The following is a 25,875-nucleotide window of genomic DNA, read 5'->3' as shown; positions in this document are numbered from 1 at the left end:
TCGGGCCTCAGTGCCGGGTGTGGATCAGGAAGCCGGCCCGCTCCCGCTCCAGCCGCAGCTCGGCCCGGAGCATCCGGCTGAGCGGGGCGAACAGCGCCCGCACCAGCTCGTCGTTGACCGCCGGCACGCCTCCGGGGCCGGTCGCGGCCCCGCCGGGCTGGGCGCCCGGTTGGCCGTCGGGCTGGGTCTCGGGGGACGCGTCCGAGGCGGGCGGGGCGGCCGGAGGCGGCGTGGACTGCTCCGGCGCCGCCGGCTCCGGCACCGGCACCGCTTCCGGCACCGGCTCGGGCGGCGGCACCACGGTCTCGTCCGCCCGCTGCGCCGTCGGCGGGGGCGTGAACACGACGGAGCCGTCGGCCATCCGCTGGGCCACCCCGGCCGCGACCGCCACCGCGCCGGCGTCGACCGGTGGGGCGCCCGACCAGGGGGCCGCGCCGTACCCGGCACCCTGGCCGGCCGACGAGGGCGGGGGCGGCGGAAACGCCGGCGCCGGTGGCGGGGTGCTCGCCCAGGGGACGGGGGGCGGCCCGCCGGACGGCGGCACGAGGGCTGACGGCACGCCGTGTGGCGGCGTCGGCGGTGGCGGGTGGGCCGGGCCGGACGGCGCCGATCCGTACGTGCCGCCCCAGCGCTGCACCACCTCCGCCGAGGCGGCCGCCCCGGGCACGGCTCCCCCGGGACCGGTCCCCCGCGCCCCCGCCGGTGGCGGCTCGGCGGGTCGCGACCAGGCCGTCTCCGGGACCGGCGGCCGGAGCCGTCCGCCGGTGGGCAGGGGATCGACCGCCCGCTGGACCGGCGGTGCCGGCGCCGCCGTGCTGCTGCGCGTCCACCCGGCCGATCCGCCGAGCGGCCAGCCGGGCGGCGGGTCGAGCGCCACGGCCGGCGAGCGCTGCGCCACCGCCGTCCCGATCGGCCCGCCGGCGAGCGGTTCGACGGCGGGCGCGCCGGATGCGGCGCCGAGGGGCACCGCGCCGGCACCGTCGCCCACCGGCGCCGCACCGCCCGGGCCGCCGCTGCCCCCGGCGTCGCCGGCCGCGCCGTCGACGGCCACGCCGGGACCGGACCAGTCGATCGGCACGACCGCCGGTTCCGGCCGCCACCCAGGCTCCCCCCACCGATCAGCGGGCGGAGAGCCCGGGGACACGGCCGGAGCGCCGGAGAACAGCGGCACCGATCGCTGGGCGGTGAGCGGCACCACCTGGGCCACGGCACCCGGCGGTTCACCGGGCGGATTCCCGGCCGAAGGCGGAGAGGGGGACGCGGACGGGGACGACGAGCGGGATGACGGCGGAGGCGCCGAGTCCTGCCACCAGGCCCCGGGGGCGCCGGGCGACGGCTCGGGCGACACCTCCGGCCACACCGGGGGCGAGACGGCGATGGGCCCGGCATCGCCCAGCAGCGGCCCGGACGCTTCCGCCTCGGGCGCGGGCGGTGCCTCCACCGGCGCCTCCACCGGCCCGGGCTCGGTCGGGGCGGCGTGGCGCTGCACCACCGACGCGCTCCCCTCGTACGGGGGCGTCACCGGGCCGGACGGCCCCTCCGGCGAGGCGGCCATCGGCGCGGACGCCCGGTCAGCCGCTCCCGGTACCGCCGAGGAAGTGTCAGGGAGGGGCGGTCGCTCCACGCTGCGCTGCACCGGCGTCGGACGCGAGCCGTGGGCCGTCGGCGAGGGCGGCGCCCCGGGCGTCGCGAGGCCGGACGGCTCGGGAGACTCGGGGGTTGCGATGGACGACAGCGGCCCGGAGTCGCCCAGCAGGGGGCCGGTCGCCCCCTCGGCCGTCGCCTCGACGGGCACGGTCGGCGTGACCGGGTCGGGCGCCTCCTCGGCACGGCGCTGCACCGGCGGCAGAGCCGACGCGTGAGACACATCCGACACACCCGGCAGGTCAGGCACGTCTGCCCCCGACACCGCGGGCGGCACTGACGGCGGCGCCGCGGGCCCAGAGGGCTCCGGCAGTTCCATCGCCGCGACCGGCTCCGCCTCAGCCAGCAACGGCGCGGCGGGCCCCTCGGCCGGCGCGGCCGGCGTCAGGGGCCCGAACGCCTCCTCCGCGCCGGGCCGCTCAGGCCCCGCCGGCTCCGGCGAGGACAACGGCCGTTCCGGAGGCGACGGCACGGGCCCGGTGGGGGCGTCACGGTAGCCGGGCGGCGGAGTCGCGGGCCCGACCGTGGTCTCCCGGTCGCGCTGCACCGGAACAGCGGGCCGGTCCATCGCGACCGGGTCCACCACCGACCGGTTCCCCACTGGTCGGCCGGCCGTCGGCCGGTCAGCCGTCGGCCGGTCCACCGGAGGCGTGACCGGCGGGGGCGTGACCAGGGGCCGGTCCGCGCCCAGCAACGGACCGACCGACGGCTCATCGGGCCCACCGGTCTCCGGTGCCCCCTCCGCACCCCCCGCCGTCTCCGCCCGCGCCTGCGCCCGGGGCGGTTCGGCGGCATCGGGGATCGCGCGCGAGACCGGCACGGGGAGGTCCGGCACGGGGGCGTCCGGCACGGAGCGGGCCCCGGCCTCGGACGGAGGCGGGGCCGGGGCGGCGTCGGGCGAGGAGAAGGAGGAGGGGGAGGGACCGCTGGCGGCGGCGGGCGTGGGCAGGGCGGTGGGCGGCAGCTCGGAGAGCGGCTCGCCGAGCCCGGGGGCGGGTGGGCGGCGCGCGGGGGTCGGGCCGAACCGCTGAACGGCCGGACGGTCGGCGGGCGCCGGCACCGGGGGCTGCCCACCCGCCGCTCCCCGGCCGGCAGGCGGCGGCGTGGCGGGCGCCGCGGGCAGCGGCGCGGACGGCAGGGTGGTCGGCGGCAGCGCCGGCGGGCTGCCGACCGGGGCGGGCGGCGCCGTCGGCTGGGCGGCCCCGATGGGGGCGGAGTCCTCCGTACCCAGCGTGGAGGGCATCGGCGGAGCCGGGACCGGCACGGACGGGCCGGGATCGGCCGGCGCGGCCGGTCCGTCGACGGGCCCGGAGGGATCGCTCACCGCGAACCCGGCCAGTTCCCTGACCGGCGCGTCGGACGGGTGGTCGGCCACCGTCAGCGGCTCGGCCGCCTCCCGCTGGAGCGGCACCAGCGTCGGGCCTCCCGCCACCGCTGCGCCGGGACGCGGAGCGAAGCCCTGCCGGCGCCCGACCGGCTCCCACGCCGCGACCGCCCCCACCGCCCCCACCCCGGGCGCCTGGCCGGGCACCTGGCCTGGGTCGTCGACCCGCCTGCTGACGGTCGGTCCGCCCGGGGGCGAGCCCGCGGCGGGGGCCGCCGGGGTGAGCAGGCCGTGCACCAGGCCGGCCGGTGCCTGCGGGCTGACCAGGTGGCCGAGCGGGGTGCCGAGCGTCGCGTCCCGCCAGGTGCTCAGCGAGGCGGGGAAGCCGGTGGGATCGGTGACCAGGTCGGGGCGGTCCACGGTGCGCGGTATCGGCGGCAGTTCGCGCCACCCCTGCACGGTCACCGGCGGCGCCGCCGGGGCGGTGGCCGGCGCGGTGGCCGCACCGTCGCCCATGGGGCCGGTGGCGTCGGTGGCCCCGGTGGCGTCGGCGGCGGCACCGGCCGCCGCACCCGTCGTCCCCCGACGTCCACGCAGCCAGGAGAACATGGCCATGGGCTCCTCCTCCCTCCCCGCTCCTCGCTGCCCTGGTCACCGGCCGTCTCGGGGACGGCTCCGTCCGACCCTCAGCGCCCGCTCAGCCGGGCGGCCTGCGCGACGTACCGCAGCCGTTCGGCGTGCTCCAGGTCGAGGAGCTGGTCGAGCGGCCAGTGGAAGTGATAGGCGAGGTACGCGATCTCCTCGTAGAGCCGGTCGGTCGCGTACGTCACGATTCCCCCAGGCGGCCCCCGGCGAGGTCCACGGCGAACGGCTCCTCGCACGCCGGGCAGGTCACCGAGGCGCGGGTGTGGCCCTCCGCGTTGATCCGGCGGTAGAAGTCCTGGAGGAACGCCAGATCGGAGGCGAAGAGGTTCTCCACGATGCCCGCGTGCACGTCCTCGATCGTGCCCAGCCGGGTGATCACCCGGGCGATCAGCACCACCGAGAGGTAGGCGGAGTTCTCCCGGACCCGGTCGTCCCGCAGCGGGATGAGTTCGTCCCGCGCCGTGGCCAGCCGCATCACCCCGGTGCGGTGCACGGTTCCGGACGGATCCACGTAGCCGCGCGGCAGTTCGAAGGCGAACTCGGTGCGCAGCACCTGTCCGCGCGGGCCGCCGGCCGGGCCGCCGCCGCCCGGCTCGGCCGCCGCGCCAATCGTCGCCCCGGCGGCCGGGCCGGTGCCCGCGCTCGCCTCCCGGAGTTCCTGGAAGGCGGCGGTCGACAGGGTCCGCCGCATCACTCGACTTCCATGCTCTCGTAGGTGATGGCCAGCTTCTCGGTGAGCACGGAGGTGTCGCCCGCCTTGAGGGTGCCGATCTCCAGCGACTTGGGCCAGGCGTTGACCAGGAGGTACCGCTTGATCGGGATGCCCTCGTAGTCGTAGACGATGATCGCGCCGTTGCGGCGGGCGTCGTTCATCTTCCCGAACCGCGAGGTCTTGATCCACTCCTGGAAGCTGTTGTCCTCGGTGAGTCCGCGGGTGACGGTGACCTCGCCGGCCTTGGGCCGTCCCGGCAGCTTCTTGATCGCGTACTTGCCATCGGCCGTGTTCTGCTTCAGCTCGATGACGTCCTGCTCCATCTTCAGGCCGGTGACCTCGGTGATCTGGTTGATGACGACGCCGTCGAACTCCAACCCGAACGAGTGGCCGACGGAGCTGTCGAGTTCGGGAAGCGGCATGAGCTCCTCCTTGGGTCAGTGGTGTGCTGGTCGGCGCGCTCGCTCGGCTCGCCCCCGCGGAGGGCCCGGGCCCTCCGCGGGGGCGGGGCTCACTCGTCCACCGCTCCGGTGCCGCCGGAGAGCTGGGCGAGCCGGAAGATCACGAACTCCGCGGGCTTGACGGGTGCCACTCCCACCTCGCAGACCACCTGGCCGGCGTCGATGGATTCCGCCGGGTTGGTCTCCCGGTCGCACTTGACGTAGAAGGCCTCGTCGGGCGTGAGCCCGAACAGCGCCCCCTTGCGCCACTCGCTGACCAGGAACGCCGATATGGTCCTGCGGATGCGGGCCCACAGGGCGTCGTCGTTCGGCTCGAACACCACCCACTGGGTGCCGTTCAGGATCGACTCCTCCAGGTAGTTGAAGAGCCGTCGCACGTTCAGGTAGCGCCAGGCCGGGTCGCTGCTCAGCGTCCGCGCGCCCCACACCCGGATCCCGCGGCCGGGGAAGGCGCGGACGCAGTTGACGCCGATCGGGTTCAGCAGGTCGTGCTCGCCCTTGGTGATCTGGGTCTGCAGGGCGACCGCGCCGCGTATCACCTCGTTGGCGGGCGCCTTGTGCACGCCGCGCGCGTCGTCGTTGCGCGCCCAGACCCCGGCGATGTGCCCGCTCGGCGGCACGAAGGTGTTGCGGCCGACGGACGGGTCGAACACCTTGATCCACGGGTAGTACAGCGCGGCGTACTTGGAGTCGAACCCGGCCGCTTCCACCCGCCACGACTTGATCTGCTGGGGGCTCATGCCGGGCGGCGGGTCCAGGATGGCGATCCGGTCGCCCATCAGCTCGCAGTGGCTGATCATGCCCTGCTGGACGGCGAGCACGGTCGACAGGTCGATGGCGCCGCGCTCGTAGGCGCTCATCAGGTCGGGGACGGCCAGCATGGTGATGTCGTCCACGGCCTCCAGCCCGCCGAAGCCGGTGCGCTGGTCGGCGTCGCCCACGTAGTCGTCGGTGGCCAGCGTCCGCTGCGGCGCGGGCGGCTGGCCGGGGGCCCGCTCGGGCGGCGGCGTCAGCACGACCGTCTGCGCCGCCGGCCGCTCACCCGCCTTGGCCAGCGCCGCGGTGCCGCGCGCGGCCTCGCTGATCGCGATCAGCGCCGAGCGCTCCCGCACCTGGGTGACGATGTTGTCCTTGCCGCGCCTGGTGGTCACGGCGGGGTAGGTCTCCTCGACGTTCCCGTCCCGCTTGACCAGCAGCTTGAAGGCGTCCTGCGGCGGGTTCTCGCCCTCCGGCTCGGCGACCTCCACCGAGATCTCGCCGGTGACGCCGGGCAGTGCCTGGACCCGGTAGGGACCGAGCTGCCCCTGCGCCACGCTGGCCGTCTCGGCGGTGCTGCCGCCGGCGCCGTCCTCGGTCGCGTCGGACGACGCCGGAGCGTCGCCGATCCGCACCACGTAGGCGATGCCGCCGCCGTTGGCGAAGAAACCGTAGACGGCCGACGCCAGATAGGTGCCCTCGACGAAGTCGCCGAAGGTGCTGACGAACTGGCTCCAGTTCGTGACCAGCGTCGGCTCGTTCAGCGGACCCTTCTCGGCGAATCCGACGAAGGCGGCAACGGAGGTGCCCACTCCCTCGATCGGCCGTGACCCGGACTCCACCTCTTCGACGTAGACGCCCGGGGAGAGGTACGACGGCATGTAAGTCCTCCTTCGGCTGCGGCGATTCTCACCGCCCGGGAAGATCGCTGGGAACGTGCGGGCGGTCCGCCCGCGCGGGCAGGAAGGCGTGCCCGAACAGGCAGCGGGGCGCGAACGGCGCCCGGCGCGGGCTGCTCAGCGGGCGCGCTGCCCGAAAGGGCAGTGGGAGTGCCCCGCTTCCTGCCCCGTGACCGCCTCCCCCGGCCCCGCGACGGCCCCGAACACTCGTGAGCCATGAGGGGGACGCGCTTCCCGCTGCCCGGCTTCCGGACGCGGCCTTGAGATCGGCGACGCGGAGCCCGGCCGATGTGCGCCGGGACCGGCCGGCGCACGGCTCGGCCACGCGCGCCCACGCGCACCGGGCCGACGCCGCTCAGCGGCACCTGGACGAGGGCGTCGCCGTCGCCTCACACTCCCCCACCGCGGCTTCCCCCACCACCGCGGCTTCCCCCACCACCGCCGCCTCCCCCACAGCGACGCTGAGCCGCCACGCCGTGCAGCGCCTCCAGGGCAGGGCGGGGAACGCGGCGGTGGCCCGCCTGGTGGCGCAGCGTCAGCGCGCGGCGTCCCCGGCCGGCCGCAGGCCCGGCGCCGCGGGCGCGCACACGACCACCGCGCCCACGACCACCGCGCCCTCCACCACCGCGCCCTCGACCACCGCGCCCACGACCACCGCGACCGCCGGCCGCCCGTCCGTGCAGCGCCTGGATCCCGGCACCGGCACCGGCACCGCCACCTCCGCCGGGAGCGGTTCGACGACCGCGGACGGCCCCGCGCCGGTGGTGAAGCCCCCGCCGGACCAGGCCCCGGGCTTCCGTTCGGTCAAGGCGGAGGTGGCCGCCAAGCAGCAGACGGTGGCCCAGCACCCGCCGGCCGCCGCCGAGTCGCGGGCGGCCCAGGACGCCGCGGTCGCGCCGCCGGACGACCGGGAGGCCCAGGGCAAGGCCGCGCAGGCGGAGAAGATGAACGCGGCCAAGCCCGGCGAGTTCGACAAGGCGGCCTTCATCGCCGCGGTCAACGACGCCATCGCGGCGCAGGCCCCGAAGAACCTCGACGAGGCCGACAAGTTCGCCGACTCGGGCAGGGCCGAGGCGGTCAAGGCGCAGGTGGACGGCCAGGTCACGGCCGGCAAGGAGTCCTCCGCCAAGGAGATCGAGACCACCACCAAGGCAGCACCGGACACCTCCGCCGCCAAGGAGAAGCAGGTCACCCCGCTCACCCCGGACCGGCCGCCCGGCAACCCCGGCGCACCGGACGCGGCCGGCGCCGTCCCGGCGCGGCAGCCCGACGCGGTGCTGGACTTCTCCGCAGGCCCCCGGCAGGCGAACCAGAAGCTGGCGGACGCGCAGGTCACCGAGGAGCAGCTGGCCAAGGGCAACGAGCCCCGGTTCAACGAGGCCCTGGCGGCCAAGAAGCAGAGCGAGCAGCACTCCGCCACCGCCCCCGCCCAGGGCCGGGCCGCCGAGAACCAGCAGCTCACCGCCGCCAAGGCGGGCGCGGCGGCGGCCGGCGCGGAGGCCATGGCGTCGATGACGGCCACCCGTGCCGCGGCCGGCCGGCAGGTCGACGCCGGCAAGGGCGAGACCAAGTCCGCCGACGAGGCCAAGCGCGCGCAGGTCACCGCCAAGCTGCAGAGGGTCTTCGACGCCACCAAGGGCGACGTCGAGCGGATCCTGACCGGCCTGGACCGGCTCGTCGAGGAGAAGTTCACCGCCGGCGAGAAGGCGGCCCGGGACGCCTTCACCGCCGACCACAAGCGGCGCATGCAGGAGTACAAGGACAAGCGGTACAGCGGCTTCCTCGGCCCGGCCAAGTGGGCCAAGGACAAGCTGCTCGGCATGCCGGAGGAGGCCAACCAGCTCTTCCAGGAGTCCCGCAAGCTCTACGTCGCCCGGATGCAGGGCGTCATCTCCTCCGTCGCCGACGCGATCGGCACCGAGCTGGGCAAGGCGAAGGACCGCATCGCCCGGGGCCGCGCCGAACTGAAGGCCGAGGTCGACCGCCTCCCGGCCGACCTGCGCCGCTTCGGCGAGGAGGCCGCCAAGGACTTCGCGGGGAAGTTCGACGACCTGGAAACCCAGGTCGACGACAAGTCGCAGTCGCTCGTCCAGGACCTGGCGCGCCGCTACACCGAGGCCCTGAACGCCGTCGACGAGGAGATCAAGAAGCTCCAGGAGGCGAACCGGGGCTGGGCCCAGCAGGCGCTGGACGCCGTCGTCGGCGTCATCCAGACGATCACCGAACTCCTCGGCCAGCTCCAGGCCGTGCTGGCCAAGGCGGCCACCGCGGCCATGCTGATCATCAAGGACCCGATCGGCTTCCTGCGCAACCTGGTCAGCGCCGTCGGCGCCGGCTTCCAGCAGTTCGTCACCAACATCGGCACCCACCTGCAGAAGGGCCTGGTCTCCTGGCTCCTCGGCATGGCCGCCGGCGCCGGCCTGGCCATCCCGGCCCGCTTCGACCTCAAGGGCATCATCCAGCTGATCGCCTCGATGCTGGGCCTGACCTGGGACGCCATCCGCGCCCGGGTCATCCGCAAGGGCGTACCCGAGCCGGCCATGGGCGCCGTCGAACGCTCCGTCCCGCTCGCCCAGACCCTCGCCCGCGAGGGCCCCGCCGGCGTCACCGACCAGATCGCCGCCCAGGTCGGCGACCTGAAGGCCACGATCCTGGACCGGCTGAAGTCCTACCTCGTCCCCACCGTCATCGTCGCCGGCATCACCTGGATCCTCTCCCTGCTGACCCCCGCCTCCGCCTTCGTCCGCGCCGTCAAGGGGATCATCGACCTCGCCACCTTCTTCCTCACCCAGGGCGCCCAGATCATCCAACTGGTCAACGCCTTCCTCGACGCCGTCATCGCCATAGCGGGCGGCGGCACCGCCGGCGTCCCCGCCATGGTCGAGAACGCCCTGGCCACCGCCCTCCCCGTGGTCATCGGCTTCCTCGCCGCCCTGGTAGGCATCAGCGGCCTGGCCGGCCGAGTCCGCTCCGTCTTCCAGTCCGTGTCCCGCCCGGTGGGAAGGGCCATCGACCGAGTGGTCGACACCCTGGCAAAGGCCGGCAAGCGGCTGTGGGGCGCCCGTCGCTCGCGACGGCGAGACCCGGCGACGTCCCCATCGACCACTTCGGCCACGAATGGTCCACGCTCCGAGCCGGCACCTCCCGGCGCCAAACGGGATCCGCGACTCGGAGCGAAGATAACGGCGGATCTGCAGAAGACCCTCGGTTCCTCCATCTCCGCCGGATCGATCAAGCCGGCCGTGACGGCGGTGTACAACCGGTGGCGCGGCGCTGGCCTGAGGGGCCTGTCCATCGAGCCAGCCAGTGGGCAACCCGGCCACTTCTCGATCTTCTCCACCTACAATCCGGTACACCACTACGAAATCACGGTAGGGGCCAAAGAGCCGGTCTTCACGGTCCCGGAAAACGTACTGACGTCATCGAAGATGAACTACCAGAACAAAATACTCAGGTTCACCCACGAGACATGGGCGACAGCCACACTCAAAGCCGAGAAGGATTGGGGGTTCGAGGAGACCAGCAGCGAGGGCGGCAAGCACGCGGAGCAGAGGATCGTCGAGCACATAACCGAGAACAGGAACACCCTCCTACCGAAGAAGAGCACTCCTCCGGACCAGGAACCCAAGGCGAGGTTCGAACTGAAGGTCACCCGGAGCCCGTGCCCGGAGGTGTGTGCGCCGCGCATCGGCGAGTTGCGTGACACCGCAAGCAGCCAGGGGTGGAAGCTTTCCACGAAGGTCCTCGCACTGGGGCTCTACAAGCCCTTCGGCGAGACGGATGACGACGCTCCCACGTATCCGAACCTGTCTGGCGGCGACTCCAGCACCGGAGAGCCGGTAGGACGGGCAGGGTTGGAGATACTCAAGAAGTGGGATGTTGACGTGGAGGTGCTGTCCCTGAGCGACCCGGCCGTACAACCCGGCTACGCAAGCCTCTCACCGAGCGAACAGAAGGAACTGGGGGATCTGGTGCGACGCTGGAATCGAACACTACTGCGCAACATCAACCGCGTCTGGCCGACCATTCCGGGCAGCGTCGGCTCCCCGTAACCGCCTCCCATCCGATCCTCCTCGGCTCAACGCACCGCAGGCCCCGCAGTGTTCGACGGCGAAGTGAGAACGGGTGGTTGTATTGACGAGCAACAGACTCGCCTTCGACGGTGAGATCGACTTCTATGAACTGGCTCGCCACGGAAGAAGCGCAGGGTGGACTCCGGAAACTCCCTCCGAGCATCCTGTCCCACTAAGAGGCGCGGCACAGTCCGGCGCCTTCGAGTTCATCTGGAAGGCGGGCGCGAGCACCCGAGTCCGATTCGTCCACGACACGGTCACGGAGGTTCGATTCATCGAAATCCTCGGCGACGGGACTCAATCCGTCACCGACCACCTCTCGACAGAATTCAACCTCATCGACTATCAGGCCTGCCTGCGGAAGATGAGTGAGGAACGCTCCGAGACATCACAGGAGCACCTGCTGGAAGCGCTCGGAGCAATATCTCCCCGGGACTTCTCGGGCGACGTGTACGCCGCCATCACGGAGGCGTTGCAACACGAGTCACCGATCGTACGCGCGGCCGCAGTCTCCGCAGCGGGAGAGTTGTCATGGAGCGAGTTCCGTCGTCCACTCCAGGAGACGGCGGACCACGATCCTGATCCGAACCTCAGAGCATTCGCCACCAACACGATCTTCACTCTGAAGTGATGTTCACGGAGGGTCTGCTCAACTCGGCGCCGTGTCCGCGGGTGACGCGAGTGATCCGCCCGGCCCTGTGGCACAACCCCTCACGCCTCCACCAGGTGCACGTCCTGGGCGCCCATGGCCGGTAGGTGGCGAGGCCGGTACGAGGCGGCGGTGCGCCAGCGCCCCTGATTGGTAGCACCGTCGGTAGTACTGGAGCTATCCTGCGCTCATGGCTGCTGAGAAGCTCTCGATCTCGTTCGACCCGGAGACCATCGACCGCGCCCGTCGGGCCGCCTCCAGGCGCGGGATGGCGCTGTCCACGTGGATAGACCGGGCGGCGCGGCGGGAGGCGGACCTGGACGAGGCGCGGGCCGCCCTGGAGGCGCAGTTCGCCGAGCACGGGGAGCCGGAGGAGGACGTGCGCGCCGCGGCTCGCGAGGCCCTGGCGGCGGCCGGGGTGGGGCGCCCGGAACCTGGCGCGGACACCGCCGCCCGGCGCAAGGGCCTCAATCGCCTGGACGCGCTCAGTTCGGACGGTGAGGAGTGAGGGCACTGTATGCCCGCCGGCTGGTGCTGGACGCGGGTGCGCTCCGGGACGCCGAGCGGCATCCCCGGGGGCGGGTCTGGGCGATGTGTGAGGCGGAGGTCGACGAGGGGCGTCGGCCTCTGCTGCCGGTCACGGTGCTCGCCCAGATGTGGCGTGGCGGTGCCGGCCAGGCCGGCTTGGCCCGAGTGGTGAAGACCTGCGAGCTGGTCACCATGGACGACACGATGGCCCGCCGCGTCGGTGCCCTGCTCGGTTTGTCCGGTACGGCCGACGTCGTCGACGCGATGGTCGTGGTGGTGGCGATGGAGGCCGGGGCTGCGGTCGTGACGTCCGATCCGGGGGACCTCGGCAAGCTCGCCGAGGCCGTGGGAGCGCCGGTTCCGCTCATCGTGCTCTGAGTACCGGCTCGCACCAGGAGCCACCGGTGCGGGGCGACCCCGGCGCGAGGCCCCTCACACCGCCACCAGGTGCACCTCCTGGGCGTTCATCGCCTCCAGGTAGGCGGCGAGGTCATCAGGGTCGCTGGTGAAGACGACGGCGCTGCCGTGGCGGACGGCGGTGAGGGCCACCAGGCCGTCGACGGCGTCGGGACGCTTCTTGCCGGGGAGGGCCGCCAGGCCCAGGGCGCCACCGATGCGCTGCCAGTCGGTGAGGTCCGGCGGGGTGGCGCACGCCAGGCACACCGGCTGGCCGGCGTCGGTGGGGCGCAGCGCCGAGGCGGAGCTGCGGGCGCCGGGGACCGTGCAGTCGCGTAGTGCGACGGCGAGCCCGTGGACCGTGGCGGGTGTGGGGCGCCAGACCTGGGCGAGCACCGGCCCGGGGACGACGGCGCGGTGCGGCGCGTCCTTGATCGCGTCGTGCAGGCGGACCGCCTTGGACTTGCGGTCGGCCAGTCCGATGAGCATCCCCGTGTCGTACACGGGGACGCGCGTGCTCACGCGGCCTCTCCTGGACGCTTGGCAGGGCGATCGGCACCGTAGACCAGGTCCACGGCTTCCCGCACCTGGCGCTTCTCCTCTTCGGTGAGGTCGTCCTCCGTCACCTCCGCGGGCTGCGGAAGGGCGGCGGCCTCCGCCTCCGCGGCTGCGATGGCCGCGTCGATGCGGGAGAACTGCGCCTCCAGCGCGTCGGTCTCCGCCATCTGCCTGGTCGCCGCGTTCACGAGATAGGCCGACACGTCCATGCCGGCGCGTTCGGCGTGCTCCCTTATGCGCTCGGCCTGCTCGGGGTCGAGGCTGATGCTGATCCGCGTCTTCGCCATGAGTGGAGTGTATGACGCGTATTACGGCTGGCCAAGGCCGCTCCCCCGTCACCCCAGCAGCTTCAGGTAGGGGCCGAACTCGGAGGCCAGGGTGAGGCGGCCGAGTTTCTGGTATTCGCGGCCGACGGCGTGGATGAGGTGGGCCATGGTGACGGGGTGGCCGGCTTCGGCGGCGAGGTAGGCCGCCGTCACGGCGATGGAGCGGATGTTGCCGCCGGCCAGTTCGAAGGCCTCGGCGCAGAAGGGGAGGTCGAGGTCGTCGGCGCGGGGGAGGACGGGGCCGAGGCAGCGTTCCCACAGCAGGAGGCGGTGGGCGGGGTCGGGCATGGGGAAGTCGATGACGAGGTCGAGGCGGCGGGTGAAGGCGTCGTCGAGGTTGGCGCGCAGGTTGGTGGCGAGGATGGCCAGGCCGTCGAAGGTCTCCATGCGTTGCAGCAGGTAGGCGCTCTCCACGTTGGCGTAGCGGTCGTGGGCGTCCTTGACCTCGGAGCGCTTGCCGAAGATGGCGTCGGCCTCGTCGAAGAGGAGGACGCCGTTGACGCCGGCGGCCTCGGAGAAGATGCGCTCCAGGTTCTTCTCGGTCTCGCCCACGTACTTGTCGACGACGGTGGCGAGGTCGACGGTGTAGAGGTCCAGGCCGAGGTCGGCGGCGACGACCTCGGCGGACATGGTCTTGCCGGTGCCGGAGTCGCCGGCGAAGAGGGCGGCGACGCCGCGGCCCCGGGCGCCGCCGGGGCGCATGCCCCACTCGCCGAGGACGCGGTCGCGGTGGCGGGCGCGGGCGGCCAGTTCGCGCAGCTGGGTGAGGGCGTCCGGGGGGAGGACGAGGTCGTCCCAGCCGACGGAGGGTTCGACGCGGCGGGCCAGCCGGTCCAGGCCGGCGGCGTTCTGGGCGCGGGCGCCGCGGCGGACGTGCTCGGGGCGGAGCGTGCCGCCGTCCGAGGCGGCCTGCTGGGCGGCGCCGCGGGCGGCGCGGGCGAGCTGGTCGGGGGTGAGGAGGAAGGGGGAGAGCAGGCGGTCGACGTCGATGTCGGCGGGGAGCGGGTCCGGATAGGCCTCGGTCCACAGGGCGGAGCGCACGGCGGGCTCGACGCGGGGGGCGGTGAGCAGCAGCGGTGGGTCGGCGGACCAGGCGGCGTCCCAGGGGCCGCGGCCGACCAGGACGACCGGCAGCGGGGCGGCGGTGAGGGAGCGGACGGCTTCCAGGTGGTCGCGGCCGAGGGCGTCGAGCGGGGCGCAGACCAGGCCGGCGCCGGTGAGCCGGGCTTCGCGGATGACGGCCCGGACGGCCTCGGCGGGCGCCGGGTCGTGGGCGAGCCGGCCGAGGTCGAGCCCGAGCGCCGGGCGGCCGACCCGGGCGAGGGCGGTGGCGGCGAGGGTGGCGCCGGCGCCGCCCTGGGCCTCGCTGAGGTAGACCAGACCGACGCCGGCCGCCAGCGCCCGGGCGAGCGGGGCCGGGTCGCCGATGCCGGCCACGCTGCTACCGGCCACACAGCTACCGGCCACACAGCTGCCGGCCACACTGCTGCCGGCCACCGTGCTGGGGCGCGTCCGGGTGAGCAGGTCGGTGACGCGCGGGTCGGGGGCGTCGTCGCCGAGCAGGTGCGCGGTGACCCGGTCCGGCACCCGCAGGGCGCGGCCGAGGAAGGGGCGTTCGGGGTCCTCGACGAGCAGCAGTCCGCCGGAGCGCAGCGGGGCGTCGGCGCCGAAGCGGGCGCGGGCGGCGGCGTCGGCCGCGGACAGCCCGCACAGCCCCAGGGTCAGGCCGACGGAGGGGCGGCGCCGGGTGACGTCGTCGTTGAGGTAGCCGTAGAAGGACTCGAAGCGGTCGTCGAGGTCGGGCAGCAGGGCGATGAGCAGGATCTCGACGTCGAGTTCGGTGAGGTGGAAGTCGGCGGCCAGCCGGCGCAGCCGGGTGGGGGGACGGCCGGCGCGGGTCGCGGCGTCCGCGCGGGCCTCGGCCTCGGCGTGCCAGGCGGCGTCGGCCTCGTCCGGCACGGGCAGCGGCGGGCGGCCGGTGTCGAGGAGGCGGCGGACCGCCTCGTCGGTGAGGTAGAGGCCGCGGAAGGCGTCGTCCGGGTCGGGGTCGCTCTCCTGACGGGCCGCGACGGCGCGCCGCACCCGTTCCTCGACCAGCACCACGCGGTCGAGGAGGTGCCGCAGGCTGGGGTCGGCGTCCGGGGTGACCGCGTCCGGGGTGACCGCGTCCGGGGTGACCGCGTCCGGGTCGGTGGTCTGCCCGGACGCGGCGGAACCAGCGGGCGCCGCGGAGGCGGACGCGGCGGTGGCATCGCTCACGGCGTCACTCCTCGGTGATGCGCCAGGAGTGGCCGCGCCGCAGCGGCGGCCGGGCGCTGGCCGGTTTGGTCGCCTCGGGCCGGGCGTCCTCGTCCATCTCGCCGAAGCCGAGCCGGATCCCCTCCTCGGTGACGGGTGGTCCGGCCGGGTAGACCGGCGTGTCGGTCAGCGGCACGCTCACCACCAGGTCGAGCGAGGGCTTCAGTTCGCCGCCGAGGGCGCTCCACACGTCGGCGAAGGAGCGGTCCTCGGGCGGGGGCAGGGCGAGCGTCATCGGCACCGGCAGGCCGACGGTCGCCAGCGAGCCGGTGAGCCGGGAGGCGGGCACCGACTCGTAGCGCAGCAGCCCGCCGAGCAGCGAGGACAGCAGGCGGTGTTCGTCCTCGGGGCGCCTGGTCCACGCGGTGATCAGGTAGGAGAGCTTGAAGTAGCGCGGCGGCAGGTGGCGGGCGACGACCGTGCCGCGCTCGTCGTACTCGTTGTGCAGGCCCCGCGCGCGGCGCCGCAGGTCCTCCCGGATGTCGTACAGGTACAGGTTGACGGTGGGGGCGTTCACCTTGGCCGCCCACTCCCGGGTCGGCGCCTCGAACACCACGACCACCCCGGCGCCTTCCAGCACCTCGTCGCGGACCAGTGTGCGTAGCGCGTCGTCGATCTCGTGGATCACCGGCTGACCTTCCTCATCCCTCATCCGCGTCCGGCGAAGTCGGGTGGCTGGATGCTGCGCGGCACGACCAGGAACGGCACGCTGAGCGGTTCGTAGCCCGGTCCGCTGGCGCGCAGCTCCCGCTCGCCGAGTCGGTCCTTGCGCAGGATGAGCATCTGCGCGACGAAGGTGCCGTCCGGGCCGACCCGCACCGGGGCGGCGGTCGCGGTGATCCCCGGCTGCCAGGTCAGCTCGACGACGGTGCCGGGCGGGAAGTCCCGGCCGCGGGCCTGCACGACCTGCCCGGGCACCCCGATGCCGGGGGTGACGGTGAGCTCCGGGCGCAGCACGCGCAGTCCGGCGGCGGCGGTGTTGTTGCCCCGGGCCGGGTCGCCCTGGTCGGCGGAGACGGTGGCCCGCACGACGCCGTCGACCGGTTCCCGGTAGGTCACCGGGATGGTGACCTCGGTGCGGGCGCCGGGCACCAGGGTGCACGGTTCGGTGTCGGTGCAGCCGGTCTGGGCGGCGACGGCGCGCCCGGCCGGGTCGTCGACCTCGGGCAGCGCCGCGGTGACGCTGACGCCGCTGGCCGTGTCCGGGCCGGCGTTGGTCAGGGTGAGCCGGACCAGGACCTCGCTGCCGGCGTAGGCCGGGCTGGGGGTCACCGCGACGGTCACCGCGACGTCGGCGGAGGGCGGGGTGCCCGGGGGCGGTGGCGGTGGCGGCGGTGGCGAGGTGGCCGGCGGGGTGGCGGCCGGCGGAGTACTGGCCGGCGGGGTGGCGGCCGGGGGCGTCGTGGCCGGCGGGCTGGAGGCCGGGGGCGGGGAGCTCGGCGGGAAGGACGGCACGTTCGGCGGCGGCGGGGTCGGCCGGCCGGTGGACGGGGGCGGGCCGGGGAACGGGATCACCACGAAGGTGGCGGTGTCCGTGCCGGTGTTGCCGGCGGCGTCGGTCGCGGTGCAGGTCACCGTGGTGCTGCCGACGGGGAAGACGCTTCCCGAGGGGGGCGTGCACTTCACCGTGAGCGGGCCGTCGACCGCGTCCTCGGCGGTGGCGGTGTAGTCGATGACGGCTCCGTCCGGCCCGGTGGCCCGGGCGCGGCGGTCGTCCACGGTCACCACCGGGGCGACCACGTCGTTGACCGTGATGCTGATGGTCTGCCGCAGTTCCGGGTCGCCGTTGCCGCCGGCGGTGCCGACGGCGAACTGCACCGCGCAGGTGAGGACGGCGCCGCCGGGCGCGTCCGGTGACACCCGGATGGTCTCGGTGAAGGCGGCCTGCTGACCGCTGGTCAGCTGCACGCTCGGCGGCTGGAGGTCGACGGTGAGGTGCGGGGAGCAGTCGACCAGCCGGTGGGTGACGGTGGTGGGCAGGTTGGCCAGGCCCTCGGCGATGGTGCGGGCAACCGCGTCGGGGTCGATGCGGTCGAACAGCCGGCCGCCGGTGGCCTCGGCGATCTTCCGGCCCTGGTCGGGGGCGGAGGCGGGCGGAGGGCGCTCGAAGTAGCCCTGGCCGTTGTCGTTGATGCCGTTCAGGCCGTCGCCCACGGGCGTGTCCACGTCGATGGCGAGGACCCGGGCGGGCAGTGTGCGCAGGGCGGTGACGGCGTCCTGGAGGGAGTAGCCGAGGCTGGGGTCGTGGCTGGAGGCGTCGCCGACCAGCACGATGATCGGGCTGGACCCGGGCCGGAAGTCGATCGTCCCGCCCGCCCCGTGGGCGATCTGCCACAGCGCGTGGATCCAGTCCTCGGCCGGGCCGGGGCTGCTGCCGCCGCGGTCCGCGGTGAGGGCGTCGACGCCGCGCTGGACGGCGTCGAGGTCCGCGGTGAGGGGTTGCAGGACCTCGAAGGCCCGGGGACCGTCCAGCACGTCGCCGTAGGTGGCGACGGCGAACTGCGAGTCGGGCTGCGACTCGCGCACCGCGCTGGTGATCAGGCCGAGGTTGCGGCGGACGTTCCCGATGGTGTCCGACATGCTGCCCGTGCCGTCCACCAGCAGCACCACGTCGGGCCGGGGCGGGATCGCCCGGGTCGTCACCCGCTTGTCCACCGTGATCTCCCCGCCCGGATCCACGGCGCGTTCCACCACGGGGGGCGTGACCAAGGGCTCGGCCTCCCGGTCGAGGGCGGCCAGGCCGGCGGCGGCCGTGCTGCCGGTGACCAGGAGCACGGTGGCCAGAACCAGCCGGAACACGCCCGACCGCAGTCGTAGCCCCTGCACGGAACCCCTCCATCCCCTCCCGGAACCGGTGCGGCAAGCTACACGGTGGCCCCACCGGCCGCCTGGCACAGCGGGGCGCGGTACAGCCGTTCGGGAAGTGGCGGCTGCCTTCGCGGGCAGTCCGGCCGGGCGCGCGCCCGGCTCCCCGGTGTTCCCGGTCGTGCGGACGGCGCCGCGGACCGTGCCGCCTCGCGTGCCCCTGCGCGTGCCCCTTGGTGTGCCCCTTCGTGTGCCCCTGCGCGTGCCCCTTTGTGTGTGCCCCGGCCGTGCGACTCCGTGCCGCCGGCTGTCTCGGATTCGCCCTTGTCCGGAACGGCTTTCTCTCCCATTTCCGCGTCCGAGCCGTGTTCGGCGTCAGATGAGTCCCTGGCGCAGCGCGTACGCCACGGCGTGCGAACGGTTCCGCAGTTGCAGGCGGGTCATGATTCCGTGCAGCACGTTCTTGATCGTCCGCTCGGAATAGGAGAGTTTCGTGGCGATCTCGGCGGTGTCGTACCCTTCCGCGACCAGTCGCAGCACCTGGATCTCCCGGGCGGTCAGCCCGTTGAAGTTGAGTCCGCGCGGGCCGAGCACCTGTCCCTGGAGGCGGCCGACCTGCTCCAGCAGGCGACCGAGCAGGTCGGCCGGGACGCTGCCCTCCCCGCGCGCCACCGCGCTGATCACCTGCACCAGCCGCTCCGGCGTGGCCTCGGCCCGCCGCACGATCCCGGCGACGCCGCACTCGGCCGCGCTGACCAGTTGCTGGTCGTCGATGTGGGTCGCGACCAGCACCATCCGTGCCGTGGTGGTGCGCTGGACGCTGCGCAGCACCCGCAACTCGGCCTCGTCGATGGTGTCCACGACGACCACCACGACGCTCGGCGATCCCTCGTCGTCCGGGTCGTCGAGCCGTAGCTCGGGCCGGGTGCGCAGCTGGCTGGCCACCCCCGCCCGCGAGATCGGGTCCTGCGCCCGTAAGCTCACCGGAATGCGGTCCACGTCGAGCCCCCTCCGCTGACTGCTGCGTACCCGCACGTGCTGCCACCGGCCGCGGCGCACCGATCCGCCGTGCGCATGCTTGCCGGGCATGGGCACGGGGTGGCCGGCGTTTCCGTTCCCCCAAAGGGAGCGTCAGAATATGGGTTGCCTCGGGGGTGCACAATCGATAAGGAGTCAACGGGCAACTCGGCTGCCCGGAAGTGTTCCTACGCGTGCGCTGTACGGTTGGGGCGCCGCCCATACCGTGCCCGATATGAATGCATGGGCGAGCCTCGATACGTCCGCCGTCACCGTCGAGCCGGGTGGCCTGGCGGAGGTCCCGTTACAGATACGCAATTCGGGCACCACCGTGGAGGAGTATCGCTTCGAGGTGGTCGGCCCGTGCGCGGCGTGGGCGGCGGTCGAGCCGGCCAGCGTGTCGCTGTACCCGGGCACCTCGGGCACCGCCACCCTGCGGCTGCGTCCGCCACGGGCCCCCGAGGTGGCCGCCGGTGAGTCGCCGTTCGGGGTACGGGTGGTGCCGACGAGCGACCCGACCGGCGCCGTGGTGCCCGAGGGCACCGTGACGGTGCTGCCCTTCACCCAGCTGAACGCCGAGCTGCTGCCGACCAGCTCCGAGGGACCACGGCGCGGCCGGCACCGGGTGGCGCTGGACAACCTGGGCAACGCGCCGCTGACGGTGCGGCTGACGGCCCGCGCGAACAGCGAGCGGATCCGGCTGGCGTTCTCCCCCGCCGAGCTGACCATCGCCCCCGGCCAGGCGGACTTCACCAAGCTGGACGTCCGCCCGGCCAGGCGGCTGTGGCGCGGGGCTGACCTCACCCACCCCTTCCAGGTCATCGCGACCCCGGTGGCCCCGGGCCAGCCGGGCCAGCCTGGCCAGCCGGAGGCGGTCGCCGGCGCGCCGGGGACGGCACCAGCGCCCTCGACGCCCGCGACGCCCGCGACGCCGACGACCCCCACGCCCACGCCGGCGGGGGCGGCCCAGCCGCCCGCGCACCCCCCGGTGACGCTGGACGGCAGCTACCAGCAGGAGGCCATCCTGCCGGGCTGGCTGCCGCGGGCGCTGCTCGCCGTGGCGGTCGGGGCGGTGGCGCTGGCCGGCCTGTGGTTCCTGCTGCTCCGCCCGGCCGTGCAGTCCACGGCCCGGGAGGCGATCACCCCCGAGGCGATCCAGGAGGCCGCGGCCGAGCAGGACGGCGGCGGCCTGACCACCGGTGGCCAGGGCGGGGCGACGGGCGGCGCCGCCCCGGGCGCGGGCGGTGACGCAGGGAGCGGCGCGGGCGGCGCTTCGGCCGGCGCGGACGGCGGCTCGGGCGGCGCGGCGACGCCTCCGGCCTCGGGCGACGGCGGGCAGGAATCCGCCGCGGCGTCCGGCTCGGGCGGCTCCGGTGGGTCGGGCGGCTCCGGGGGCGGGGGCACGGGCGGCTCCGGCGCCGGCGTCCCGACCAGCACCCGGCTGGAGGTGACCGACGCGGTGGGCGGCGGCTCGGCCACCGGGCCGGGGTACCAGGTGCCGGAGGGACAGATCTTCGAGCTGACCGACCTGGTGGTGCAGAACCCGCAGGGCGACGCGGGGACCCTGGTGATCTCCAACGGCGACGAGCCGCTGTTCCAGATGGCGCTGGAGAACTTCCGGGACCTGGACTACCACTTCGTCATCCCGATCGTGGTGCCCGAGGGCGGCCGGGTCACCATGACGGTGACCTGCCAGCAGGTCGGCCAGCCGGTGGCGGGCCCGGCGCCGACGCAGTGCTCCGAGTCGCTGTTCCTCGGTGGCACGCTGCGGGCCGTCCCCCCGGCCACCGGCAACGGCTGAGCGGCGGCCGGGCCGAACGGCTGACCGGCGCCCCCGACCCGCCCACCCGGCGAACGGTGGCCGCGGGCCGGCGCCGGCCCGCGGAGCGGAACAGCCCGGTGCCCTCCGAGCGATCCGTCCGGACCGCTCGGAGGGCACCGGGCTGGTGGCCCCGCTGGCGGTCCTCAGGCCGGCGGTGCCTCTTCCTCCTCCTGCCCGGCCTGCGCCCCGGTGCGCTGCACGAAGGAACCCTGGACGTCCGCCGGCCGCTCCTCCTCGTCCTCGCCCTGCCGCTGCACCGGCGCGGCACCCGCCGTTCCCGCTCCCGCGCCCGCCGTGTCGGTGGCCGGGGCCGGGGCGGCCATGGCGCGCTCGGCGTTGGCCACGGCCTCCCGTTCGAACCGGTCCGAGGGGTCGCTCACCCGTATCCCGCCGGGCGCCTCGGTGCCGTCGACCGGCCCGCTGCGCTGCTGCACGACGTGCGTCAGCTCGTGGGCCAGCGTGGTGCGCCCCTCGGTCGACGAGGTGTCGAACTTGTCCCGCTGGAACACCACGTTGTTGCCGACCGTGTAGGCGTGGGCGCCGACGGCCTTGGCCGACTCGTGCGCCGCGCCGTCGGTGTGCACCCGCACGTCGGAGAAGTCGGCGCCCAGCCGGGCCTCCATGTCGGAGCGGGTCTCGGTGTCCAGGGGCTGGCCGCCGCCGGAGGAGACGACGTCCAGGACGGGCGAACGCGGCTGCTGCTCCTCCTCCCCCAGCATCGACCCGACGGCGCTGTTGCCGACCTGGCGTTGCAGGCTGCCCAGCCCGGCCCGGCCGAGGACGTCGGCGCGCCCGGCGGCGGCCGCCTTGAACAGGTGCGACAGCTCGGCGGGGGCGTGCGGGCCACTCCCCCGGCCCGGGCGTCCGGATTCCTCGTGCGCGTGGTCGCGCCCGTGCTCGTACTCGTGCATCTGCCACTCCCGGAGGCGTGCGGCCGTCCCGTCGCTGGTGCGGGTCCGTCGTGCGGGTCCCTCGTGCGGGTCCGTCAGATGGGTCGTCGTGCGGTGCGCGTGCGGCGCCGTTCCCGTCAGTTCCCGCTCTGCGACGACCGTGCGGGAGGAGGGGCGGCGGCGTCCAGGCCCGGTCGCCGCCGGGTGGGGGCAGGCCCGGCTGCCTCTTCGGGCATCCCGCTACCGCGCCCGGGCGCGGCCGGCGAGCAGCAGGCCGAGCAGCGACAGCACGCCGCTGATCAGGAAGATGGCGAGGTAGGCGGTGTCGGCGGAGCGGCTCACCAGGGCGGCGAACAACGAACCCCCGACGGCCAGCACCATGGTCGTGCCGAGGGAGTCGGCGAGCTGGAGGGCCGAGGAGTTGCGGCCCTGCTCGGCGGGCGCGGACAGCTCCAGGGTCAGCACGGAGAGCGTGGGGTAGACCATCCCCATCCCGAGGCCGGCCACCGCCCAGCCGACGATGGCGACCAGCACCGGCACGGCCGGGGCGACGGTCACCGCCACCGCGATCGGGCCGACCAGGAGGAAGGCGAACCCCAGGCGCAGCAGGCCGGTGGTGCCCAGCGGCCGGTTCGGGCGGGCCTGGAACCAGCTGCCGGCGGACCAGCCCAGCGCCGAGACGGTGAGCGCGGCGCCCGCCGTGGCGGCGGACATGCCGCGCTCCTGGGAGAGCATCAGCGGGATGAACACCTCGGTGCCCAGCATGGCGGCGCCGGCGAGTCCGCGCAGGATGACCACGGTGGGCAGCCCGCGCCGGGCGCGGGGAGTCCCCGGCGGCAGCAGCCGGGGCGCGGCGGCCACCAGGCCGGCCAGCCCGGCCACCAGGAGCGGAACGGCCAGCGCGCCGTGCCCCTGACCGCCGTAGTGCAGCAGCCCCGCGCCGACCGCGGCGACCAGGGCCCAGAGCAGGCGGCGGCCGGTGGCGTCCGGCGCGTCCGCACCGGCGCCGTCGGGGGCGTCATCGCGGTCACGGCCGGCGGTTGGCCCGGTGCCGGCCGTGGGCGCGCCGGCCGTGGGCGCGCCGGCCTTGGGCGCGCCGGCCGCCCGCGCCGATCCCGTCGCCGCGTCCCGCTTCCGCGTGGTGGTGCCGCGCAGCGCCGGCCGCAGCAGCACCCCGGCCGGCAGCGCGATCAGCGGCACGCCGAGGAACACCCAGCGCCAGTGGGCCTGTTCCATGATCAGCCCGGCGATGGCCGGACCGACGATCGAGGGCAGCACCCAGGCCGCCGCGAAGGCGGTGAAGACCTGTGGCCGCAGGTGGGCCGGGTACAGGTGCCCCACGGCGACGTAGAGCGCGACGCCCACCAGCCCGGCGCCGAAGCCCTGCACCACGCGGCCGGCGACCAGCACGCCCATGGTCGGGGCCGCGCCGGCGAGCAGCAGTCCGACGGAGAACAGCCCGATGCCGGTCCACAACGGCCGGGGCGCGCCCCGTCTGTCCGACCAGACGCCGGAGAGCACCATGGCGACCACTCCGGCGGCGAGCGGGCCGCCGAAGGCGAGGCCGTAGAGGGCGAGGCCGTCCAGGGCCCGGGCGGCGGTGGGCATCGCGGTGGTGACGGCCAGGTTCTCGAAGGCGATGAGCGTGCTGAGCGCGACGGCCCCGATGGTGAACGCCCGGTAGGGCGGTCGCAGCGTGCCCGCGCCCCGCCTCCCGGCGTCCTCCACGGCACCGGAGGCACCGGCAGCCTCGGTGGGCCCGGCGGCCCCGCCGCTCCCCGCCGTCTCGCCTCCGCCGGGCGCCGCGGCGGTCTCCAGGCTGGTGGTCATGGCTTCCCCTTCCCTCGCTCCGTCGACCGTGGTGGCGGCGCCGGGAAGGCGCGGGCACCACGCGTCGCACGGTGACCCGCCGGCGTCGGCGCGTCCCGTCGCCGACGATCCTGCAATCTCAAGGCGGCTTGAGGTCAACGCGGGGCGACCCGCCGCCCCGGCCGACGCCGTGCCGCCACCGGACGGCCGTCGAACTGTCGTCGAACCGTCAACCCGCGTGCCCGAGCGCAGGACGAGCCGTGCTTAACCGGTTGTGTAACCACCGCCCCGCACCTACCCTGAGGGCCACGCCGTACGGGGTTCGCTCTTGCGTCGTCGACCCGCGCCGAATCCTGTCGAAATGATTGACAGGGTCATGTAAGGGTCGTTTGCGGAACGGCACTCCCGCCATGCCGGTCCAGTGGCGAAAACCGGAAGCACCCACCCGCCGGCCCGCCGACGGGGTTCGCAGGACAGGCATTTGGCAGCCCATCACGAGATTCGCCGCCCGCGGCGGATCTCCCTTCGGGAGTAGGCTCATGAGAAGACGTGTGACGACCGCGGCCGTGGCGCTGCTCGGTCTCCTTTTCTCCATGTTCGTCGTCGCGCAGCCGGCGCACGCGGCAACGGGTTTCCACGTGAGCGGCGGTCGTCTGCTCGACGCCAACGGAAACGACTTCGTCATGCGCGGCGTCAACCACGCCCACACCTGGTACACCAACCAGACCAGCTCGCTGGCCAACATCAAGGCGCTCGGCGCGAACACCGTGCGCGTTGTGCTGAGCAGCGGCGACCGCTGGACGCGGAACGACGCCGCCGACGTCGCGAACGTCGTCGCGCAGTGCAAGGCGAACCGCCTCATCTGCGTCCTGGAGGTGCACGACACCACCGGCTACGGCGAGCAGAGCGGGGCGGTCAGCCTGGACCGGGCGGCCGATTACTGGCTGAGCGTCCAGAGCGCGCTCACCGGCCAGGAGAACTACGTCATCGTCAACATCGGCAACGAGCCCTACGGAAACGCCGGATATTCCACCTGGGCGGCCGACACCTCCGCGGCGATCAACAAGCTCCGCGACGCCGGATTCGACCACACCATCATGGTCGACGCCCCCAACTGGGGCCAGGACTGGTCCTTCACCATGCGTGACAACGCCGCGCAGGTCTTCGCCAGCGACCCGGACCGCAACACCGTCTTCTCGATCCACATGTACGGCGTCTTCGACACCGCGGCCGAGATCAACGACTACCTCAACCGGTTCGTCACCGCCCGCCTGCCCATCGTGGTCGGCGAGTTCGGCCACGACCACTCGGACGGCAACCCCGACGAGGACACCATCTTCGCCACCACCCAGGCGCTCGGCCTCGGCTACCTCGGCTGGTCCTGGAGCGGCAACGGCGGCGGCGTCGAGTACCTCGACATGGTGACCAGCTTCGACCCGACCCGGCTCACCTCCTGGGGCCAGCGCATCTTCAACGGCGCCAACGGCATCAAGGCCACCTCCCGCGAGGCGTCGGTCTACGGCGGCGGTGGCGGCGACACCACCGCGCCGACCGCCCCCGGCACCCCGACGGCCGCCGACGTGACCCCCGGCAGCGTCCGCCTGTCCTGGGCCGCCTCCACCGACGCGGTCGGCGTCACCGGCTACGACGTCGTCCGGGTGAACGGCACCACGGAGACCGCGGTGACCACCTCGGCCACCAACTCCACCACCGTGACCGGGCTGAGCGCCAACACCTCCTACACCTTCGCCGTCTACGCCCGCGACGCCGCCGGCAACCGCTCCACCCGCTCCGGGACCGTCGCGGTGACCACCCTGCCCGGCGGCGGCAACCCCGTGGCCAACTGCCAGGTCACCTACCGGGTCGTCGGCTCCTGGGGCGGCGGCTTCCAGGCCGACGTCGTGATCCGCAACACCGGCACCACCCCGATCAACGGCTGGACGCTGGGCTGGACCTACGCCAACGGCCAGACCATCACCACCCTCTGGAACGGCGTCCTGCAGCAGAGCGGCGCCGACGTCACCGTCCGCAACGCCGGCCACAACGCCACCATCCCGGCGGGCGGCTCGGTGAGCTTTGGCTTCACCGCGAGCTGGAACGGCACCAACACCAACCCGACGGCGTTCTCGCTCGGCGGCAGCGCCTGCGCCGTGGCCTGATCCCGCGCCATCCCGAGTCGCACCTCCGCGAGCCCCTGCCGGCCGACCGCCGGCGGGGGCTCGCGGCGTTCGCGCCGTTCGCGCCGTTCGGGACGATGGCGGCC

At 74.4% G+C, this 25,875-nt stretch carries 19 protein-coding genes; 6 read left to right on the top strand and 13 right to left on the bottom strand.

Features of this window, described 5'->3' with window-relative positions; translation table 11 throughout:
• Positions 1–7: 7 nt before the first annotated feature.
• The 5 genes from FHU37_RS04210 to FHU37_RS04190 all read right to left on the bottom strand — a co-directional run bounded on the left by FHU37_RS04210 (position 8) and on the right by FHU37_RS04190 (position 6,423).
• Positions 8–3,583: a hypothetical protein gene (locus FHU37_RS04210; protein ID WP_179812877.1), complete on the bottom strand. Its 3,576-nt coding sequence runs from the start codon at positions 3,581–3,583 to the stop codon at positions 8–10.
• Positions 3,584–3,654: 71 nt separating this feature from the next.
• The gene (locus tag FHU37_RS04205) at positions 3,655–3,798 is read right to left on the bottom strand and encodes a DUF6760 family protein (protein ID WP_179812876.1); all 144 of its coding nucleotides are present in this window, start codon (positions 3,796–3,798) and stop codon (positions 3,655–3,657) included.
• Positions 3,795–4,304, bottom strand: coding sequence for a hypothetical protein (locus FHU37_RS04200; RefSeq protein WP_218903934.1), 510 nt, complete (start codon positions 4,302–4,304; stop codon positions 3,795–3,797). Before FHU37_RS04200 ends, FHU37_RS04205 begins: the two co-directional genes overlap by 4 nt.
• On the bottom strand, positions 4,304–4,747 hold the full coding sequence (locus FHU37_RS04195) for a contractile injection system inner tube protein (RefSeq protein WP_179812875.1): 444 nt from the start codon (positions 4,745–4,747) through the stop codon (positions 4,304–4,306). The genes FHU37_RS04200 and FHU37_RS04195 overlap by 1 nt, the downstream gene beginning before the upstream one ends.
• 89 nt (positions 4,748–4,836) lie before the next feature.
• Positions 4,837–6,423 carry a phage tail sheath family protein gene (locus tag FHU37_RS04190; protein WP_179812874.1) on the bottom strand — a complete coding sequence of 529 codons (1,587 nt, stop codon included), beginning with the start codon at positions 6,421–6,423 and terminating at the stop codon, positions 4,837–4,839.
• Positions 6,424–6,731: 308 nt separating this feature from the next.
• Here FHU37_RS04190 and FHU37_RS27730 point away from each other — a divergent pair, with 308 nt between their 5' ends.
• From FHU37_RS27730 to FHU37_RS04170, 4 genes are all read left to right on the top strand, one after another.
• On the top strand, positions 6,732–10,493 hold the full coding sequence (locus FHU37_RS27730; protein ID WP_312892416.1) for a hypothetical protein: 3,762 nt from the start codon (positions 6,732–6,734) through the stop codon (positions 10,491–10,493).
• A gap of 82 nt (positions 10,494–10,575) precedes the next feature.
• Positions 10,576–11,145: a HEAT repeat domain-containing protein gene (locus FHU37_RS04180; protein WP_179812873.1), complete on the top strand. Its 570-nt coding sequence runs from the start codon at positions 10,576–10,578 to the stop codon at positions 11,143–11,145.
• A 208-nt stretch (positions 11,146–11,353) separates the two neighbouring features.
• A complete protein-coding gene (locus tag FHU37_RS04175; protein WP_179812872.1) occupies positions 11,354–11,671 on the top strand; it encodes a hypothetical protein in 318 nt (105 codons plus the stop codon).
• The gene (locus tag FHU37_RS04170) at positions 11,668–12,069 is read left to right on the top strand and encodes a hypothetical protein (protein WP_218903933.1); all 402 of its coding nucleotides are present in this window, start codon (positions 11,668–11,670) and stop codon (positions 12,067–12,069) included. Before FHU37_RS04175 ends, FHU37_RS04170 begins: the two co-directional genes overlap by 4 nt.
• Before the next feature lie 54 nt (positions 12,070–12,123).
• Here the strand turns inward: FHU37_RS04170 and FHU37_RS04165 are convergent, their stop codons facing one another.
• The 6 genes from FHU37_RS04165 to FHU37_RS04140 all read right to left on the bottom strand — a co-directional run bounded on the left by FHU37_RS04165 (position 12,124) and on the right by FHU37_RS04140 (position 19,073).
• The gene (locus tag FHU37_RS04165) at positions 12,124–12,609 is read right to left on the bottom strand and encodes a hypothetical protein (RefSeq protein WP_179812871.1); all 486 of its coding nucleotides are present in this window, start codon (positions 12,607–12,609) and stop codon (positions 12,124–12,126) included.
• Entirely contained in the window at positions 12,606–12,932 is a 327-nt protein-coding gene (locus FHU37_RS04160) for a plasmid mobilization protein (protein WP_179812870.1), read from the bottom strand. The genes FHU37_RS04165 and FHU37_RS04160 overlap by 4 nt, the downstream gene beginning before the upstream one ends.
• 48 nt (positions 12,933–12,980) lie before the next feature.
• Positions 12,981–15,095: an ATP-binding protein gene (locus FHU37_RS04155; protein WP_218904224.1), complete on the bottom strand. Its 2,115-nt coding sequence runs from the start codon at positions 15,093–15,095 to the stop codon at positions 12,981–12,983.
• A 139-nt stretch (positions 15,096–15,234) separates the two neighbouring features.
• Positions 15,235–15,897, bottom strand: coding sequence for a Pvc16 family protein (locus FHU37_RS04150; protein ID WP_179812868.1), 663 nt, complete (start codon positions 15,895–15,897; stop codon positions 15,235–15,237).
• Positions 15,898–15,917: 20 nt separating this feature from the next.
• On the bottom strand, positions 15,918–18,095 hold the full coding sequence (locus tag FHU37_RS04145; RefSeq protein WP_312892415.1) for an HYR domain-containing protein: 2,178 nt from the start codon (positions 18,093–18,095) through the stop codon (positions 15,918–15,920).
• A 354-nt stretch (positions 18,096–18,449) separates the two neighbouring features.
• Complete coding sequence (locus FHU37_RS04140; RefSeq protein ID WP_312892740.1) at positions 18,450–19,073, bottom strand: helix-turn-helix transcriptional regulator; 624 nt, start codon at positions 19,071–19,073, stop codon at positions 18,450–18,452.
• A gap of 253 nt (positions 19,074–19,326) precedes the next feature.
• Between FHU37_RS04140 and FHU37_RS04135 the strand changes: the two genes are divergently transcribed.
• The gene (locus FHU37_RS04135; RefSeq protein ID WP_179812866.1) at positions 19,327–20,892 is read left to right on the top strand and encodes a COG1470 family protein; all 1,566 of its coding nucleotides are present in this window, start codon (positions 19,327–19,329) and stop codon (positions 20,890–20,892) included.
• Between the two features lie 164 nt (positions 20,893–21,056).
• On the opposite strand, the gene FHU37_RS04130 is transcribed toward FHU37_RS04135, so the two are convergent.
• Together FHU37_RS04130 and FHU37_RS04125 are read right to left on the bottom strand one after the other, a co-directional pair.
• Positions 21,057–21,824 (bottom strand): eCIS core domain-containing protein, encoded by a 768-nt coding sequence (locus FHU37_RS04130; protein ID WP_179812865.1) that lies wholly within the window; start codon positions 21,822–21,824, stop codon positions 21,057–21,059.
• Between the two features lie 219 nt (positions 21,825–22,043).
• Positions 22,044–23,633 carry an MFS transporter gene (locus FHU37_RS04125; RefSeq protein ID WP_218903931.1) on the bottom strand — a complete coding sequence of 530 codons (1,590 nt, stop codon included), beginning with the start codon at positions 23,631–23,633 and terminating at the stop codon, positions 22,044–22,046.
• A gap of 518 nt (positions 23,634–24,151) precedes the next feature.
• Here FHU37_RS04125 and FHU37_RS04120 point away from each other — a divergent pair.
• Entirely contained in the window at positions 24,152–25,771 is a 1,620-nt protein-coding gene (locus FHU37_RS04120) for a cellulase family glycosylhydrolase (protein ID WP_179812864.1), read from the top strand.
• The last annotated feature ends 104 nt before the right edge of the window (positions 25,772–25,875 follow it).

Origin of the sequence: Allostreptomyces psammosilenae (assembly GCF_013407765.1) — a bacterium.
GTDB lineage: Bacteria > Actinomycetota > Actinomycetes > Streptomycetales > Streptomycetaceae > Allostreptomyces > Allostreptomyces psammosilenae.
The sequence above is the reverse complement of the archived record's forward strand: the minus strand, read 5'-3'. Positions and strand labels throughout refer to the sequence as shown.